Source organism: Rhodococcus sp. 05-340-2 (assembly GCF_002258915.1).
Classification (GTDB): domain Bacteria; phylum Actinomycetota; class Actinomycetes; order Mycobacteriales; family Mycobacteriaceae; genus Rhodococcoides.
This window is the reverse complement of sequence record NZ_NOYU01000010.1, coordinates 517,502-534,401: the sequence shown is the minus strand read 5'-3', so window position 1 is coordinate 534,401 and position 16,900 is coordinate 517,502. Positions and strand designations below refer to the sequence as shown.

General features: G+C 65.2%; 15 protein-coding genes. 4 read left to right on the top strand and 11 right to left on the bottom strand.

Going from position 1 to position 16,900, the window contains the following annotated elements; all coding sequences use genetic code 11:
- The first annotated feature begins 15 nt into the window (after positions 1 to 15).
- Positions 16 to 618, top strand: coding sequence for a GAP family protein (locus CH271_RS06805; RefSeq protein WP_094633073.1), 603 nt, complete (start codon positions 16 to 18; stop codon positions 616 to 618).
- A 12-nt stretch (positions 619 to 630) separates the two neighbouring features.
- Here the strand turns inward: CH271_RS06805 and CH271_RS06800 are convergent, their stop codons facing one another.
- The 8 genes from CH271_RS06800 to CH271_RS06765 all read right to left on the bottom strand — a co-directional run bounded on the left by CH271_RS06800 (position 631) and on the right by CH271_RS06765 (position 9,632).
- Positions 631 to 936 (bottom strand): hypothetical protein, encoded by a 306-nt coding sequence (locus CH271_RS06800; RefSeq protein ID WP_371828448.1) that lies wholly within the window; start codon positions 934 to 936, stop codon positions 631 to 633.
- Positions 937 to 1,003: 67 nt separating this feature from the next.
- Positions 1,004 to 1,798 carry a LytR/AlgR family response regulator transcription factor gene (locus tag CH271_RS06795; protein ID WP_037191809.1) on the bottom strand — a complete coding sequence of 265 codons (795 nt, stop codon included), beginning with the start codon at positions 1,796 to 1,798 and terminating at the stop codon, positions 1,004 to 1,006.
- Positions 1,795 to 2,967 (bottom strand): sensor histidine kinase, encoded by a 1,173-nt coding sequence (locus tag CH271_RS06790; protein ID WP_037192165.1) that lies wholly within the window; start codon positions 2,965 to 2,967, stop codon positions 1,795 to 1,797. The genes CH271_RS06795 and CH271_RS06790 overlap by 4 nt, the downstream gene beginning before the upstream one ends.
- Positions 2,964 to 4,145: an alpha/beta hydrolase family protein gene (locus CH271_RS06785; protein WP_094633072.1), complete on the bottom strand. Its 1,182-nt coding sequence runs from the start codon at positions 4,143 to 4,145 to the stop codon at positions 2,964 to 2,966. The genes CH271_RS06790 and CH271_RS06785 overlap by 4 nt, the downstream gene beginning before the upstream one ends.
- Before the next feature lie 13 nt (positions 4,146 to 4,158).
- Positions 4,159 to 5,787 carry a Na+/H+ antiporter gene (locus tag CH271_RS06780; protein WP_037191805.1) on the bottom strand — a complete coding sequence of 543 codons (1,629 nt, stop codon included), beginning with the start codon at positions 5,785 to 5,787 and terminating at the stop codon, positions 4,159 to 4,161.
- Positions 5,788 to 5,864: 77 nt separating this feature from the next.
- Complete coding sequence (locus tag CH271_RS06775) at positions 5,865 to 6,053, bottom strand: antitoxin (RefSeq protein ID WP_037191803.1); 189 nt, start codon at positions 6,051 to 6,053, stop codon at positions 5,865 to 5,867.
- Between the two features lie 42 nt (positions 6,054 to 6,095).
- Entirely contained in the window at positions 6,096 to 8,492 is a 2,397-nt protein-coding gene (locus tag CH271_RS06770; RefSeq protein ID WP_094633071.1) for an HAD-IC family P-type ATPase, read from the bottom strand.
- A gap of 24 nt (positions 8,493 to 8,516) precedes the next feature.
- A complete protein-coding gene (locus CH271_RS06765; RefSeq protein ID WP_082323719.1) occupies positions 8,517 to 9,632 on the bottom strand; it encodes an MBL fold metallo-hydrolase in 1,116 nt (371 codons plus the stop codon).
- 94 nt (positions 9,633 to 9,726) lie between these two features.
- On the opposite strand from CH271_RS06765, the gene htpG reads away from it, so the two are divergent.
- Both htpG and CH271_RS06755 read left to right on the top strand, forming a co-directional pair.
- A complete protein-coding gene (gene htpG / locus CH271_RS06760; RefSeq protein ID WP_037191799.1) occupies positions 9,727 to 11,664 on the top strand; it encodes a molecular chaperone HtpG in 1,938 nt (645 codons plus the stop codon).
- 93 nt (positions 11,665 to 11,757) lie between these two features.
- Positions 11,758 to 12,561 carry a crotonase/enoyl-CoA hydratase family protein gene (locus CH271_RS06755; RefSeq protein WP_094633210.1) on the top strand — a complete coding sequence of 268 codons (804 nt, stop codon included), beginning with the start codon at positions 11,758 to 11,760 and terminating at the stop codon, positions 12,559 to 12,561.
- 63 nt (positions 12,562 to 12,624) lie between these two features.
- Here CH271_RS06755 and CH271_RS06750 read toward each other — a convergent pair whose 3' ends face one another.
- Complete coding sequence (locus CH271_RS06750; RefSeq protein ID WP_037191797.1) at positions 12,625 to 14,271, bottom strand: purine-cytosine permease family protein; 1,647 nt, start codon at positions 14,269 to 14,271, stop codon at positions 12,625 to 12,627.
- Between the two features lie 115 nt (positions 14,272 to 14,386).
- Entirely contained in the window at positions 14,387 to 14,968 is a 582-nt protein-coding gene (gene shbA, locus CH271_RS06745; RefSeq protein WP_037191795.1) for an RNA polymerase sigma factor ShbA, read from the bottom strand.
- A gap of 201 nt (positions 14,969 to 15,169) precedes the next feature.
- Here shbA and CH271_RS06740 point away from each other — a divergent pair, with 201 nt between their 5' ends.
- The gene (locus CH271_RS06740; protein WP_094633070.1) at positions 15,170 to 16,129 is read left to right on the top strand and encodes an alpha/beta fold hydrolase; all 960 of its coding nucleotides are present in this window, start codon (positions 15,170 to 15,172) and stop codon (positions 16,127 to 16,129) included.
- A 69-nt stretch (positions 16,130 to 16,198) separates the two neighbouring features.
- Here the strand turns inward: CH271_RS06740 and CH271_RS06735 are convergent, their stop codons facing one another.
- A complete protein-coding gene (locus tag CH271_RS06735; RefSeq protein ID WP_037191791.1) occupies positions 16,199 to 16,873 on the bottom strand; it encodes a hypothetical protein in 675 nt (224 codons plus the stop codon).
- Positions 16,874 to 16,900: the final 27 nt, after the last annotated feature.

Here is a 16,900-nt window from a genome sequence, read left to right as displayed (position 1 = left end):
GCGGTGGGACACTGAGTGTGTGCACGTGCCGAGCGCGACCCGATGACGGTATCGGCGGCCGTCGCTGCGTGTCTGCCGTTCGCAGCAGGTGCTGTGTTCGCGCATCTGCCCACGGCCGCTGTCGCGGCCGGTCTCGGCTCTCTGAACACCGGTTCCGTGCTCGCTCGGTTCACTGCCGGATGGCTGGCAGGCGTCGCGGCCGTCACCGCCGCAGGGCTGGTGATCGTGGACACCGCAGTCCTGGCGTCGGACTCGTCCGGCTGGGTGCGGTGGCTGAGGGTGGCTCTCGGTCTCGCTCTGCTCGTTCTCGGCGTCCGCAAGCTGGTCGGGCGGGTGCGGAACGGCCCGGCGCAGGAAGAACCGGGGTGGGTCGGGACGGCCCGAAACCTCACCGGAGGCAAGGCTTTCGCCACTGCGTTCCTGCTCGGATCGGTGAATCCGAAGAGTGCCGTCATCGCGCTCTCCGCCGTCGCGGTGATCGTCGACGCGTCCTCGGTTGTGGCCGTCCAGATCACGGCCGCGGTGGTGTTCGTGGTGGTGTCCAGCCTGGGCGTCGCTGCACCTGCCGTCGCGATACTCCTGGCCCTTGGCCTGTACATGACAGTGAACGCTATCTGATCATCGATCGAGTCAATCGTCCATCAAGACGGTGAAGTCGTGTTCGTTGCGTTCGGCTCTACGCACGTACATCCAGCCCACACCGAACAGCATCGGATAGATCGCTGCTCCCAGCACCACCCACGACAGCCCGATTCCCAGCAGTGGAACGTCGGTGACACGTGCGAGGAGCAGCCCCAGCAACGGGATTGCGAACAGAATCGACAGCGTCATGACCGCCAGGCGCACCGACAGCAACAGCTGCGCGCGAACCAGGCTACGGACCAGGGCGTCGCCGACCTCGGTTTGCTCCTGCACTTCGACACGAGTGCGCACCATCCGTGCGCCGCGACGTTGCGAGAGCACCACCCGCTGTCGGTGCGGCTGGCTCACTGCGTACTCCTCGTCACCGGGACGACCACGATTGCAGCGGCCCGCGGACCAGTCTGTCCTTGAGTTCTCTGGCGTGCCGTCGGCTCACCGGCAGTTCGCAGGCAGCGAGGTTTCCGCTGGCCCGCAGACACACCACCAGACCCGAACCGACGCTGCGGATCCCCGTGACCAATCGCAGCGAGACCAGGTACGAGCGGTGCACGCGGAGGAATCCGGCATCGGCCCAGCGACTTTCGAGGGCCGAGATCGGTATACGCACCAGGTGCGAGCCGTTGGAGGTGTGCAACCTCGCGTAGTCGCCGTCGGCCTCCACCCACGCGACCGACGATCGGTGCACCAAGGTGGTGGTCCCGCCGAGTTCGACGGGGATGACCTCGTCGGCCGACGTGTCCGTCGACTCCGCGGGTCGACGCCGCGCCAGCAACACCCGGCGCAGTGCCTCGGTGAGCCGATCCTCTCGCAACGGCTTGAGCAGGTAGTCGACGGCACCGAGATCGAAGGCGGCCAGGGCCCGGTCGTCGTGGGCGGTGACGAACACGACGGCGGGTGGCCGCGCGAATGCCGACAGGATGCCGGCCAGTTCGAGGCCGTCGAGCCCGGGCATGTTGATGTCGAGAAACACTGCGTCGATCGGTTGCGCGGAGGTCTGCTGCAGCTGCCGCAGTGCGGTGGTGGCGTCCTGCGCGGTGAACACCTCGGCGACGGTGTCCTGCTGGCGCAGCAGAAAGGCGAGTTCGTCCAGTGCCGGGCGCTCGTCGTCGACGGCGAGGACGATCAACCCACGGCCGGGGGTGGCAGCCTGCGTCATGCCCGCACACCCGGCCTGAATTTGGGCACCCGCATGCTCACTTTGGTGCCTGCGCCCGGTGCGGTGTCCACCACGAGACCGTAATCGTTCCCGAAGGCTGCCCGCAGCCGATCGTCCACGTTCGCCAATCCGACATGGGCCGCGTCCTCGGTGTGCAGACTTCCCGAGCGCAACACTTCGGGATCCATCCCCACACCGTCGTCCTCGATACTGATCACCGCGTCGGTGCCCTCGTCGGCGGCGATGATCGTCACTCGGCCGCCGTCGGCCTTACCGGACAGGCCGTGCCGGACGGCGTTCTCGACGAGCGGCTGCAGCGCGAGAAACGGCAGTGCTACGCCCAACACCTCGGGAGCGACCTGCAACGTGACCTGCAGGGAATCGCCGAAGCGGGCGCGTTCGAGCGTCAGGTACCGATCGATGTTGCGTAGCTCGTCCGCGAGCACCGTGAATTCGCCCGCGTTGCGGAACGAGTATCGGGTGAAGTCGGCGAACTCGAGCACCAGCTCCCGCGCCCGATCCGGGTCGGTGCGCACGAACGACGCGATCGTGCCGAGTGCGTTGTAGATGAAGTGCGGGCTGATCTGTGCGCGCAGGGCCCGCACCTCGGCGCGGTCCAACCGCGCCCTCGACGCGTCGAGTTCGGCGAGCTCGATCTGACCGCAGGCGTAGCGCGCGACCTCGGCGATGGCCCCGAGCATGCCCGGTCCGGGCTCGGCGACGACAGCGGCGCCCAACACCCCGACCACCGGAGACTCGTCGACGACCAACGGCTGCACCACCAGCGCTCTGACCTCGTGGATCGAACCGAGCGGCAGACGCACCAGGACGCGACGCTGCCCGTCCACGGCCCGTTTCGCCGCCTCGACGAAGGCCGGCGTCAGCTCGTCCCACGGGCCGTCCCAGGCCAGCAGCGAACCGTCGGGATCGCAGATGCCCAGTGCGTCCGCACCCGTCAGCACCCGCAGATGCGGCGCGGCCGCGGCGGCCGAACGAGCGTCGAGGCCGTCGCGCAGCGGCTTGGCCGCCAGCGAGGCGGTATGCAGAGTGGCGTGGACGGCGCGCTCGGCAGGTGTGGTCAGGTCCCGTCGCCCGCGCAGACTGATCACGGCGATCACCGAGACGATCACGGCCACGATCACCGCCATCGTTGCCAGTGCCGCGGTCATCGCGCGCACGTGGTCGAGGTGGGCACGTTCAGGAAGCGTTCGACGAGCCAGTCGACTCCGGTGCCGTTGGCGGCCAGTTCGGCATGGCCCTGCTCCGGTTCGGAGAGAAACTCGACGTCGTCGCCCAGTGCGCAGGCCTCGGCCACCGCGTCGCGGGTCCACTGGGGATCGATGAGGTCGTCGCGTTCGCCGACCAGGACCAACAGCGGTACCCCGGTGCGGGAAGTCGGAACCGCAACCGATTCGAGCCACTGCGTCATCCGATCCGATGCCTCCTCGGAGTCCGGGAGAGCATCGGCCGGATCGAGGACGGCTCCGGCGTCGGCCTTGGAGAAGCCGAGGAGGTCACTGCAGGCGGTCAGTGCGGTCACGTTGTCGGCGAACGTGCCGCGGATGTAATCCGAACGTTCGGCAGTCGGATCCACGGCGTGCAGACCCTCGTAGAGATACGGCACCAGCAGTTGACGCGGCACGGTCTGCTCGGTCTCGGGTGCGAAGAAGCGAGTGGCATCGGCCACCGGAGAGAGCGCCGCGGCACCGACCAGTTGCAGACCGTCGCCGTAGTCCTCACTGCGTTCTGCGGCGGCCCAGACTGCTTGTCCACCTTGAGAAGTGCCTACTGCGCCCCACCTGGTGCCGACGTCGGGAACCACGTTGCGGGCCGCACGCACCGCGTCGATGACGTCGTACGCTGCGGCGTCGCGGTCGAGGTAGGCGGGATCTCCCGGCGTCCCGAGGCCCTGGTAGTCCGTCACCACGACCACCGTGCCGCGTTCGAGGAACGGCGTCACCAGGCCGATGGTGCCCAACAGGTTGGGGTACAGCGACGGCGCACACTCGTCGGTGACACCGGTGGTTCCGTGCCCGACGGAAACGATCGGCCAACCTCCCGGTGGCGCAGACCCCTTGGGCACGAACACCGTTCCCGAGGTTTCCGTGCCGCCTCCGGTGACCCCGTCGGTGGTGCGGTAGACGATTTTCGTGGCGGTCCCGCCGAGGTAGGCGACACCGATGTCGACCTGCCCCAGCAGCATCGACGACACGATCTCACCGCGTTCGAGGCCTTCGGGTGCCGCGACCGCAGTGGGGGCGGGGTCGACGGGTTCGGCGGTGGGACTGCTGCACGCGGCAAGGGCGAACACCAGTGCCGCGGCGACCACCGGTCCGGTCGACCTCACTGTCTCTGCGCTCCTACGGTGTACGTCGTGCGATGCGAGCCTCCGCCGCAATTTCTTCCACGTCCAAGCCATTCAACACTGCCCGCAGAGCTTCGTCTTCCAACTCCCCCGAGTCGCGGGCCGCGATGAGCGCCGCCCGCTGCGCGACCAGCACGTTGTGCCGCAGCGAATCGAACAACGCCCCTGCCGCCGCGATCCGCTTCTCGCGATCCTCGGTCTCGTCGGCATCCAACCGAGCGCGCACCGAGCGTCGGACGCGCTCGATCACCTCGTCGACGCGCTCGGCGTCCACTCCGGCAATTCCGTCCTTCGCCGCGCGCTGGAGGTAGTCCTCTGCCGCCGTACGGGCAATGGCCTGCGAGAGCAGCCGCTGATTGTCGTTGCGCTGCTGCTCGAGTGGATCTGCGACGTCGAGTCGGCGGATCAACAGCGGAAGCGTGAGACCCTGCAGCAGCAACGTACCGACGGCAACGACGAAGGCCACGGCCTGAATCACTGCACGCCCGGGGAATTCGTCACCGAGCACCGTGGTCAGCGGCACACCGGCCGCTGCAGCGAGCGTGACCACCCCACGCATGCCCGCCCACGAAAGCACCAGGTTCTGCTGCCACGTCAGACCGGCCTCACCCGGCGACGATCGCCGAAACAGCTTGCGGAGCACTGTGTTTCGACCGGAATTGACGAAGATCCACGCCGGCCGGACGGCCATCACCACCACGAGCACCAGCAACGCATAGGCGAACACGTGGTGCACCGGCAGCCCTTCACGCTGGACTTCCTCGATAACGAACTTCAGCTGTAAACCCATGTAGGCGAACACGAATGCTTCGAGCAGAAGATCCAGCGTCGGCCACACCTGGCGTTCCTGCACCCGAGTGGAGACCGACACGTCGGCGGTGACGCGGCCCAACACGAAACCGGCGGTGACGACGGCCAGCACACCGGAGGCATGCAACTCCTCGGCCGCCAGGTACGCCGTGAACGGCAGCACCAGACCGAGCACGGTCTCCAGCGCCGAGTCCGCGATGCGATTGCGGACGAACCGCACGATGCGAGCCAGGACCAGCCCCACGAGCACGCCGCCCGCGATCTCGTACAGGAAGAACAGTACCGGTGAACCCAGTTCGATCCGACTGCCCGTCACCGACGCCACGGCCAGGGTGAACAGAGTCAACGCGGCCGCGTCGTTCACCAGAGACTCGCCGGTGAGGATGGCCATCATCCGAGCAGGCAGGCCGAGCTTGCGGCCGACGGAGACCGCGGACACCGCGTCGGGCGGGGCAACGACGGCACCGAGCACCAGCGCCGCGCCCAGGGTCAGTTCCGGGATCAACAGATTTGCGAACCAGCCGACCACGAACGTCGTCACGATCACCATGACCAAACCGAGCCGGAGAATCTGGCCGAGGTTGCGCCGAAAGGTGACGAACGAGAAATCCAACGCGGCGGAGTACAGCAGCGGCGGAAGCACCACGCCGAGGATCAGCTGGGGCGAAAGACTGACGTGTGGTACTCCGGGAACGAACGAGGCAATGGATCCGACGGTGACCAGGACGAGCGGGACCTGCAGATCGATGCGCCTGGCGAAACCGGCGACCGCGATCGCGAAGATGACTACGAGAAGAAGAATCGGTCCGTCCACCCCGACGATTGTGCCGTCAGCCGCACCCTGGGGTACGACCGACGGCCACGATCACCGATGCGGGAGACCGAAAGGTCCTACTTGTCCGGAATCGCCTTCTTGACTGCGTCCTGAACCTTGTCGACCTTGTCTGCGTACTTGCCGCCGGTCTTGTTGTCGATGAAGTCCCCCGCCTTCTCCACGACGTCGTCGATCTTGTCCGAGTTCTCGGCCGCAAGGTCCTTGCCCTTGTCGACCATGCCCTTCAAATTGTCTGCGAAGCCCATGAAACTCTCCTGCCGGTCGGGTGCAACGGAACACCCGAAAGCCTACGTTTTGTTCTGCCGATTGCGTAGCGCAGTGCCGATCCTGTTCGACACCTCGACGAGCGCGATACCGACGCCACCGATGATCAACGCACTGGTGGTGGCTCCGACGTTCGACGGATCGAGCTTGAAGAAGGTGCGGCAGAACGGGATCGCGAACAACAGCAGGTAGCCACCGACCGATCCACCGAGAAGAAGGATCTTCCACCAGTTGTAGGGCCGCGCGACGACGGCCAACACCCACAGCGCGATCATGATCAAGGTGATCAGCGCGGTGGTACTGGCCTGCGTCACCTGAGTCTCGGTGGCGTTCGGGCCTGCATAGACCAGCAGGTAGGACACGAACGTGCACGAGCCGACGATCAAACCGGACGGAACCGCCAGTCGCATCACCCGCGAGACGAATCCACTGCGGGCCCGCTCGTTGTTGGGTGCGAGCGAGAGAACGAAGGCGGGGATTCCGATGGTGAACCACGCCGCGATCGTCACGTGCCGGGGCAGGAACGGATACGGAATCGGCTCGAAGTGGAAGATCTGCGACAGCACACCCGAGAGTCCGATGAGAAACGCCAACAGCACCGAGTACACCGTCTTGGTGAGGAACAGATTGGAGACGCGTTCGATGTTGCCGATGACGCGTCGCCCCTCCCCCACGACGTAGGGAAGCGTGGCGAACTTGTTGTCCAACAACACGATCTGCGCGACGGCTCGAGTGGCTGCGCTCCCCGAACCCATCGACACACCGATGTCGGCGTCCTTGAGCGCGAGCACGTCGTTGACGCCGTCGCCGGTCATCGCGACCGTGTGGCCGCGAGATTGCAACGCGCCCACCATCGCCCGCTTCTGATCGGGCCGGACGCGGCCGAACGTGGTGGAGGTCGCCAGAGTGTCGGCCAGCTTCTCGGAGTCCTCGGGCAGCTCACGCGCATCGATCGGGGCGTCGCCGCCGGGCAGGCCGAGCGATCCCGCGACTGCGCCGACCGAGACGGCATTGTCGCCGGAGATGACCTTGACCTGCACGTGCTGGCTTGCGAAGTACTCCAGCGTGTCTCGGGCATCCTCGCGTACCTTCTGCTCGAGAACCACCAGCGCTCGCGGGGTGACGACACCGGGCGCATCCGGATCGTCGACGGAGATGTCAGTGCTGGCAAGCAGCAATACCCGCAGCCCTTTCGAACCCGTGGATTCGGCGCGACGTGCGATGTCGGAGGAGGCGTCGAGCAACACGTCCGGGGCACCGAGGAGCCAGTTTCCCTGCTCGCCGTACGACAGTCCGCTCCACTTCTTGGCCGAGGAGAACGGGGCCACGGCCGTCTGCACCCACCCCGGCGCGTCCGGATACGCCTCGCCGACGGCCTGCACACTCGCGTTCGGCCGCGGATCGTCGTGGGCCAGGGACGCGAGAGCCGCTGTGACGGAATCGGAATCATGCTCGTCCATCAGCACCAACTCGGACAGCCGCATGCCGTTCTCGGTGAGGGTGCCGGTCTTGTCGGCGCACACCACGTCGACGCGGGCGAGGCCTTCGATCGCAGGCAGCTCCTGCACCAGGCACTGCCGTTGACCGAGCCTGATGACGCCCACCGCGAACGCGATGGAGGTCATCAACACCAAACCCTCGGGGACCATCGGCACCAGGGCCGCGACCATGCCGTTGAGAGCCGGCTTCAAAGCCTGACCGCTGGAGAACAATTGGTTGTAGATGATCAGTGCGCCGGCCGGAATCATCAGGTAAGTGATGAATTTGAGGATCTTGTCGATACCGCTACGCAGTTCGGACTTGACCAGCGTAAACTTGCTGGCCTCCTCGGCAAGCTTGGCGGCATAGGCGTCGCGCCCGACCTTCGTCGCGCGATACGCACCGCTGCCCGAGACGACAAAACTGCCCGAAAGTACCTGCGCTGCCAGAAGTTTGTGCACCGTGTCGGCCTCACCGGTGAGCAACGACTCGTCGATCTCGAGGCTTGCGGTCTCGATCACTTCACCGTCGACGACGATCTGATCGCCTGGGCCCAGTTCGACGATGTCACCGAGCACGACCTCGTCGGGTGGGATCTGCTTCGAGGTGCCCTCGCGTCGCACCTGGGGCTTGTTCTGCCCGACGATGGCGAGTCGATCCAGCGTGCGCTTCGCGCGGATCTCCTGCACGATGCCGATGCCGCTGTTCGCGACGATCAGCAGCCCGAACATGCCGTCGATCACCGAGCCTGTGGAGAGCACGATGATCAACAACACACCGAGAATGGCGTTGATTCGGGTGAACACGTTGCCGCGGACGATGTCGCGAACCGACCGAGAAGCGCGGGCCGGAACGTCGTTCGACTTTCCCTCGGCCCTGAGCCTGGCGACATCCGCCTCGGTCAGCCCGGTATCCCGCTGCGCATCGGCCTCGATAGACATGCGTGCAGCTTAAACCCGGTCCGGTCAGCCCAGCCGAGCCCACCAACGATCGTCGTGCAGCGTTCGCGTGCCGTCTATTCGCTGCCCCGGCATCGGCACCGCCACCTGAACTCCGACGTCCTGGGCGGCGGCATGCAGTCGCACTATCGGCTCGGACCAGGGGTGGAAGGCGAGATTGAACGTGGCCCAATGAATCGGGACGAAGATGCCCGACGCCGTCAGATCGATGTGCGCCGTGACCGCTTCCTCGGGATTCATGTGGATGTCCGGCCACCGGACGTCGTAGGCCCCGACGGGCAGCAGCGTCAGGTCGAAGGGGCCGTAGTTGCTGCCGATCTCGGCGAACTTCGGTGTGTAGCCGGTGTCGCCGCCGAAGAAGACGCGTCGAACCGGACCGGCGAACGCCCAGGATGCCCACTGCGTCGAGTCCCGGGTCAGGCCGCGACCGGAGAAGTGCCGAGCCTCGGTGCAGGTGACGGTGAGGCCGCCGAGGTTCGTCTGCTCGTCCCAGTCCAGCTCGATGATGCGATCGTCGGGCACCCGCCACTTGCGCAGGTGCGCACCGATGCCGAGCGGCACGACGAACGGGGCCGACTGTGTGCTCGCCAGCTTCTGCACCGTCGCCTTGTCCAGGTGGTCGTAATGGTCGTGGGAGATGACGATGGCGTCGACCTTCGGCAGATCGGTCAGCTCGACCGGCGTCGGATGCAGGCGCGCGGGCCCCACCACCGACGACGGCGAGACGCGATTGCTCCACACCGGATCGGCGAGGACGCGATAGCCGTCGACCTCGATGAGCACACTCGAATGGCCGTACCAGGTGACGGCCAGCTCGCCCGCGTCCACCGGCGCGATCGGCGGTGCCAACGGAATCGGACGCTGCGGCCTGCCCTTGCCGCGTTCGGTGACGAGCGAGACGAACATGTTCTGCTGTCCCTTCTCGCCCCGCCCCGGTACGTAGCTGGAACTGGGGTCGGAGTTGTGGAACCGGCGATCGCGGTAGCGCGGAGACGCGGCGGCGTAGGGGGTGATGTGCACGCGTCTGGCACCGATGGCCGACGGCAGACCCCACAGCGCACGCGCCAACCATGCCCCGCTCAGTGCTGCCGTGGCTCCCAGAACGAACTTCGTCTTCGTCACGGCCACCACAGTAGGCGGCGCCGACGTCTTCGCAGCTCACCCGTAGCCTTGCCGTAGAATATTCGCGTCGGTTTTGCTGCTAGAAGGGGAGACATTGAGTACCGAACAGCTCGAATTCCAGGCGGAGACGCGTCAGCTCCTGGATCTGATGGTGCACTCCATCTACTCCAACAAGGACAGCTTTCTCCGTGAACTGATCTCCAACTCCTCGGACGCGCTGGACAAGCTGCGCCTGGAGTCGTACCGCAACAAGGACCTGGACGTCGACGTCTCGGATCTGCACATCGAGATCGACATCGACGCTGCGGCCCGCACGCTGACCATCCGCGACAACGGCATCGGCATGTCGCGCGCCGAGGTCATCGACCTGATCGGCACGCTGGCCAAGTCCGGCACCGCGGAGGTTCGCAAGAAACTCAAGGAGGCCAAGGACGCAGCGGCTTCCGAGGAGCTGATCGGCCAGTTCGGCATCGGCTTCTACTCCACGTTCATGGTGGCCGAGAAGGTCACGCTGCTCACCCGTAAGGCCGGCGAGAGCACGGCCACCAAGTGGGAGTCCACCGGCGAGGGCACCTACGAGATCACCGACGTCGAGGACGCCCCGCAGGGCTCCTCGGTGACGCTGGCTCTCAAGCCCGCCGACGAGGAGGATCACCTCCACGACTACGCGTCCGAGCGCAAGATCAAGGAACTGGTCAAGAAGTACTCCGACTTCATCGCCTGGCCCATTCGCATCGACGTCGAGAAGCGCGTCAAGAGCCCAGCTGATGAGAATGGCGATGTCGGCGAGGACACGGTCACGATCGAGACGGAAACGATCAACTCGCAGAAGGCGCTCTGGACCCGCTCCAAGGACGAGGTGTCCGAGGAGGAGTACAAGGAGTTCTACAAGCACGTCAGCCACGCCTGGGACGAGCCGCTCGAGGTCATCCCGTTCAAGGCCGAGGGCACCTTCGAATACCAAGCGCTGCTGTTCATTCCGTCGCAGGCACCGTTCGACCTGTTCATGCGCGAGAGCAAGGCCGGCGTGCACCTGTACGTCAAGCGCGTGTTCATCATGGACGACTCGCAGGAACTGCTGCCCGAGTACCTGCGCTTCGTCAAGGGTGTCGTCGACGCAGCGGACCTCTCGCTCAACGTCTCTCGCGAGATCCTGCAGCAGGACCGGCAGATCCGCGCGATCCGTCGACGCCTGACCAAGAAGGTGCTCTCGACGGTCAAGGAACTGCAGAGCGAGCAGCCCGACAAGTACAAGACACTGTGGTCGCAGTTCGGCACGGTCCTCAAGGAGGGCCTGATCTCCGACAGCGACAACCGCGAAACCCTGCTGGGCATCGCATCGTTCGCGTCCACCGACTCCGAGGAGGGCGTGACCACCCTCGCCGAGTACGTGGACCGGATGAAGGACGGCCAGCAGCAGATCTACTACATGACGGGCGAATCCCGTCAGCAGATCGAGAGCTCGCCGCACATGGAGGCCTTCAAGGCTCGCGGGCTCGAGGTGCTGCTGCTCACCGACTCGGTCGACGAGGTGTGGGTCGGCAACGTCACCGAATTCGACGGAAAGTCGTTCCAGTCCATCGCCAAGGGCGAGGTGGACCTCGACACCGAAGAGGAGAAGAAGGAGTCGGAGGCCAAGCGCGAAGAGCAGGACAAGGAGTTCGCCGACCTGCTCACGTGGCTGACCGAGACCCTCGGTGAGGACGTCAAGGAGGTGCGCCTGTCGACGCGCCTGACGACATCACCGGCCTGCGTCGTCGGCGACGAGTTCAGCTTCTCCCCGCAGCTCGAGAAGATGTACAAGGCGTCGGGACAGTTCGTGCCGACCTCCAAGCGCATCCTCGAACTCAACCCCACCCACGATCTGGTGACGGGATTGAAGAAGGCCCGCGAGGATCGCAGCGACGATCCGCACCTCGCCGAGACCGCCGAATTGCTCTACGCGACGGCACTTCTCGCCGAAGGTACGGAACTGAAGGATCCGGCGAAGTTCTCCCGATTGCTGGCGGATCGGTTGACGCGCACCATCTGAGCGGCTTCGCCGTATGTGAGTGGAACCTCGTAGCCTGCTACGAGGTTCCACTCACGACCCGAGCTGCACGAGAAGATGGAGGACCCTCCCGCCATGACCGACGCACCACTGCTGATCGAGCGAACCGGGGACATCGTCGCCTGGACGTTGAACAACCCCCAGGCCCGTAATCCCATCTCCGAGATGGAGACCATCGACGCTCTCGAGGCCGCGATCGCCGACGCGAACGGGGATCCATCGATCAGGGTTGCCATCCTGACCGGTGCCGGTTCGGCATTCTCGTCGGGCGGGAACGTCAAGCACATGCGGGACAAGCAGGGAATGTTCGGTGGTAGCCCGGCCGAGTTGCGGCAGGGCTACCGCCACGGCATTCAACGAATCCCGAAGGCGTTGTATCACTGCGAGATTCCCACGATCGCCGCGGTCAACGGCCCAGCTATCGGAGCCGGCTGCGATCTGGCATTGATGTGCGATCTTCGAATCGCCTCGACCACTGCGACATTCTCCGAGAGTTTCGCCAAGGTGGGCATCATTCCCGGAGACGGTGGGGCCTGGCTGCTCCCCCGGGCCATCGGCATGGCACGGGCGAGCGAGATGGCGTTCACCGGCGAGGCCATCGACGCCGCTACGGCATTGGAATGGGGCTTGGTCTCTCGGGTCGTCGAGCCCGAAAACCTGCTCGACGCTGCCCACACACTGGCTCGGCGTGTGGCGGCCAACCCACCGCAGGTACTGCGTATGACGAAGAAGTTGTTGCGCGAGGGCCAGCAGCAGAGTCTGGAATCCTTGCTCGAACTCTCCGCTGCCTATCAGGCCATCGCACACCACACCGAGGATCATTCCGAGGCTGTCAACGCGATGCTCGAGCGTCGCGATCCCGAGTTCCGAGGACGCTGACTCGCCAGGTGAGTGGAAACTCGCGCCCCACTACGAGTTTCCACTCACCTGCGACGAAGTCGCCTACTGCTCGGGCAGGATGTGCTCCCCCGTCTTGTCGGTACTCAGCGACAGTGAACTGATGTACTGCTTCTCCCCGTTCGGCCCGGGCACGTTGGACGCGATCATGTCGGGTCGCTCGAATTCCATTCCGCTGACGTGGCACATGACGAGCGCGTCGGACGGGTTTCCGTGCTCGTCGAACATCGGCAGATCGATGCCGTCGTCGGTGCGTCGCAGGTAGTACCTACCCTTGGTCGCCACCGCCAGGATGGGCGGAAGAACAAGTGCGAGAACGAGAGCCACGATCGGCGAGTACGGCTTGATCGTCGATCCGAATGCCCCGAAGAAGACCAGAATCGACAGGATCGCCGACGCCGCCATGGATCCGAAGCCCACCGGATTGATGTTGTAGAGCATGCCGCGTCGGAACTCGGGAACCTTGGGCGAGAGCTTGAGGATGTACTTGTTGAAGACGATGTCCGACGCCACCACGGCGATCCACGCGATACCGCAGTTGGCGTAGAAACCGAGGATGCTGTTGAGGAAGCTGAACATGTTGGCTTCCATCAGGATCAGCGCGATCGCGAGGTTGAACAGCACGAAGACCATGCGGCCCGGGTACGTCTTGGTGAGACGGGTGTAGGAGTTGGTCCACGCCAGCGATCCGGAATAGGCGTTGGTGACGTTGATCTTGATCTGGCTGATGACGACCAGGATCACCGCGAGGGTCATGGCGAGCCAGCCCGGCATGAAGTTCTCGTAGATCTCCAGGAACTGGTGCACCGGCTCGTTGGCGATGGTGGATCCGTCGACGACGTTGGCAATGAGGTAGACGGCGAGGAACAGGCCGACGACCTGCTTGAGCGCGCCGAAGATGACCCAGCCCGGCCCGGCGAGAAGCACTGCCGTCCACCAGCGTCGGGAGTTCTCGGGTGTCTTGGGTGGCATGAAGCGCAGGTAGTCGATCTGCTCGGCGATCTGCGCGATGAGCGACAGACACACGCCGGCTGCGAGCATCACCGACCCGATGTTGACGCCCTTGCCGTCGGCACCGTCCTGGCCGCCGTAGGCGAAGAACTCCCCGACCGAATCGGGATTGCTGATCACCAGATAGACGAACGGCAGCACCATCAGCACCAGCCACAGCGGCGTGGTCCAGACCTGCAGCTTGGCAAGGGCTTTCATGCCGTAGATGACCAGCGGGATCACCATGATCGTGGACACCGCGTACCCGATGGGCAACGGGATACCCAGTCCGAGTTCGAGTCCCTGCGCCATGATCGAACCCTCGAGCGCGAAGAAGATGAATGTGAACGTCGCGAAGATGACGTTGGTGACCACCGACCCGTAGTAGCCGAATCCGCTTCCGCGCGTGATCAGGTCGAGATCGATGTTGTAGCGGGCGGCGTAGTAGGCGAGCGGGAGTCCCGTCAGGAAGATCACCACGGCGAACACCAGGATGCCCCAGAGTGCGTTGCCGGTTCCGTAGGAGATTCCGATGTTGGCACCGATCGCGAAGTCCGCGAGGTACGCGATGCCGCCGAGCGCGGACGTCGCGACGACACCGGTTCCCCACTTGCGGTAGCTACGCGGCGCGAAGCGCAGCGTGTAGTCCTCTAGCGTCTCTTTGAGCGCGGTGTCTGTCGGCGCTGGTTGTACGGCGGTCATGGGTCAGTAACGTAGAACCGTCACGTTGCCGGGGTGTCTTGGAAAGATGTAGCTACTGTTACTCACTCCGACGATCAGGACATTACGGACCGAATGTCCCGCTTCTGCGGCTACATCACGCGGCTGCGCGCGCCGCCAGCAGCGAGAAGTTCGACAGTTCCGCACGAAGCATGTTCATCGCCCGGTGCTGGGCGACTCTCACGGCTCCTGCCGTCATTCCGAGCGCTTCGCCGGTTTGCGGTGCCGTCAGACCCCACACGACTCGCATCAGGATGATCTTGCGGTACTTCGTCGGCAGGGTGTCCATCAAGGCCTGGGTGTGGCTGCGCAGTTCGTCGCCGAGCGCGAGCTGCTCCGGCCCGGCATCGGTGGATTGCTCCTCGGGCATCTCGTCTATCGAGAACGTCTGTCGCAGAACCGATTTGCGACCGGCGTCGGCCAGCTTGTGCGCGGCGATCCCGTACACGAACGCCATGAAGGGCTTGCCCATGTCGCGGTACTTGGGGATGGCGGTGACCAGTGCGAGGCAGACCTCCTGCACCACATCGTCCGCGGCGACGTCGAGATTTCCGATCCGGGAGGCGCAGTATCGACGAACCGGTGGCTGGATCAGCACCAGCACCTGCTCGAGAGCGAGTCGATCTCCCGCTACGGCTCGGGGCACAACATCCTCGAGCCTGTCCATGCCGAAGCTCATGGTCGATCTCCTCACTGGCAACGCGCGTCCTCTCCTGAACGCTCACCAGTACTTCGGTGCCGATTCCCAACCGGCTTGGTCCGAGCAGCTACCACACCGACCGAATTGTGTGATTCAGGTAACACGGCGTGTCGACGGAGCGAAGTACCCGACAACACCGTCGTCGCAGCACGTGACCCTCACACCCGCGGAGCGCCGCCCATGAGTACCAACGAGATCACCAGCGAGCAGACCCATCAGGTCGGTCGCCGCAGCACCGTCGCTGCCGGCGACGGCACCGCGCTGGCGGTTCGCGAGTTCGGGCATCCGAATGCGCCGCTGACCGCGGTGTTCGTGCACGGACACTGCCTGCGCATGCAGTCGTGGACCGAACTGCGTCGACAGGTGGAGCACGCCTGGGGAGACGATGTGCGGATCGTGATGTACGACCAGCGCGGACACGGTGAGTCGAGCGCGGCCGCCCCGGAGAGTTGCACCATCGACCGACTCGGCGAGGACCTGGCCGACGTCATCCGCGCGGTGGTCCCGTCCGGACCGTTCGTCGTCGTCGGCCATTCGATGGGGGGAATGACGGCGCTGTCCTACGCCCGTCAGAACCCGGAGGCCATCGGCACGCGCCTGATCGGAGTCGGTTTGATCGCGACGTCGGCGGGTGGGATAACCGACGACGGACTCGGTAGTTGTCTCGCGCATCCCGCGGTGTCGGTATTCCAGGCCGCTGTGCGACGAGCCCCTCGCCTGATGTCGGGTGCCAAGAGACTCAGTCGTGGCGTGTGTGGACCCATCGTCAGGACAGCGGGATGCGGATCCCGAAAAGTCGATCCGAGGGTGGTGACGCTGGCGACGGCGATGCTGGGCGAGACGTCCATCGTGACGATGGCCGGCTTCCTCGGGGCGTTCCGAGGACTCGACGAGGTGGCCGGCCTGGCCGCTCTCGCCTCGATTCCCACCCTCGTGCTCTGCGGATCCGACGACGTGATGACACCGATGCGACACTCGGAAACCCTTGCCGCACACCTACCCGACGCTCACCTGGTGCGCGTCGCGCAGGCCGGGCACATGGTGATTCTGGAACGGGCCCACGAGGTGGCCGAGGCCATCGTAGAACTCGTGACGGCCGCTCGACGTGCTCACGTGGGAGATCTTGCGCTGGCTCGCTAGCCACGAGAACCTGCCGACGACTGTGGCCCGCAACGGAAATCCGATGCGGGCCACAGCACTGAAAGAGAATTACTTCTTGACGGCGGGGGGAGCATTGAGGAGCTGAATGAACTGCCCTGCGTTGCCGGCAATGGCACCGAGACCGCCGATGGCGGTACCGGCGAGCGAAGCACCCGAGCCGAGAAGCAGTGCGCCGCCGACGCATCCGGCAACCGGTGCGGCACCGAAGAGCAGCAGTGCAGGCGCGGAGACGGTGCCGGCAGCGATGGCTCCGAGGAAGCAGCCGGTGACCAGACCGGTTGCGGCTCCGAGGAATCCACCGATCGATGCGGAGAGGCTGATGTTGTCCTTGACGCCGGAGACTGCGGCGGGCAGGTCGACCTGCTGCAGACCCGGGAGTGAGGCGGAGACCGGCGTTGCCGCGGCAGGCGAGACATCGGCGGTCAGGGTGGCGTGGTTACCGTCGATCACGGCGGCGACGGGGTGCGAGAATCCGTCGGCGGCAATGGCCAGCGGAACCGAGTCGACCAGTGCGCCAGTGGCGTCACGAACCACGAGGTGGTTGTCTTCGTTGCTCAGGGTGCCGGCCGTCGTGTCGACGAGGACCTGGTTGCCGGCCTGGGTGACGTTCCACCCGACGGCAGCGGCGGGAGCCGGTGCCGGATCCGCATAGGCGGTGCCCATGGCGGTCGTCATCGCTGCAATGACCAATGCGGACGTTGCCGCGAATCGAGTCAGCTTCATGTTCCTCAGTCTTTCGTCGTGTCCATC

Bases quoted from the DNA above. Each gene is read 5' to 3' on its own strand.
- CH271_RS06800 (WP_371828448.1), bottom strand. From the start codon at position 936: ATGGTGCGCACTCGTGTCGAAGTGCAGGAGCAAACCGAGGTCGGCGAC.
- CH271_RS06795 (WP_037191809.1), bottom strand. From the start codon at position 1,798: ATGACGCAGGCTGCCACCCCCGGCCGTGGGTTGATCGTCCTCGCCGTC.
- CH271_RS06790 (WP_037192165.1), bottom strand. From the start codon at position 2,967: ATGACCGCGGCACTGGCAACGATGGCGGTGATCGTGGCCGTGATCGTC.
- CH271_RS06775 (WP_037191803.1), bottom strand. From the start codon at position 6,053: ATGGGCTTCGCAGACAATTTGAAGGGCATGGTCGACAAGGGCAAGGAC.
- CH271_RS06770 (WP_094633071.1), bottom strand. From the start codon at position 8,492: ATGTCTATCGAGGCCGATGCGCAGCGGGATACCGGGCTGACCGAGGCG.
- CH271_RS06755 (WP_094633210.1), top strand. From the start codon at position 11,758: ATGACCGACGCACCACTGCTGATCGAGCGAACCGGGGACATCGTCGCC.
- CH271_RS06750 (WP_037191797.1), bottom strand. From the start codon at position 14,271: ATGACCGCCGTACAACCAGCGCCGACAGACACCGCGCTCAAAGAGACG.
- shbA (WP_037191795.1), bottom strand. From the start codon at position 14,968: ATGAGCTTCGGCATGGACAGGCTCGAGGATGTTGTGCCCCGAGCCGTA.
- CH271_RS06740 (WP_094633070.1), top strand. From the start codon at position 15,170: ATGAGTACCAACGAGATCACCAGCGAGCAGACCCATCAGGTCGGTCGC.
- CH271_RS06735 (WP_037191791.1), bottom strand. From the start codon at position 16,873: ATGAAGCTGACTCGATTCGCGGCAACGTCCGCATTGGTCATTGCAGCG.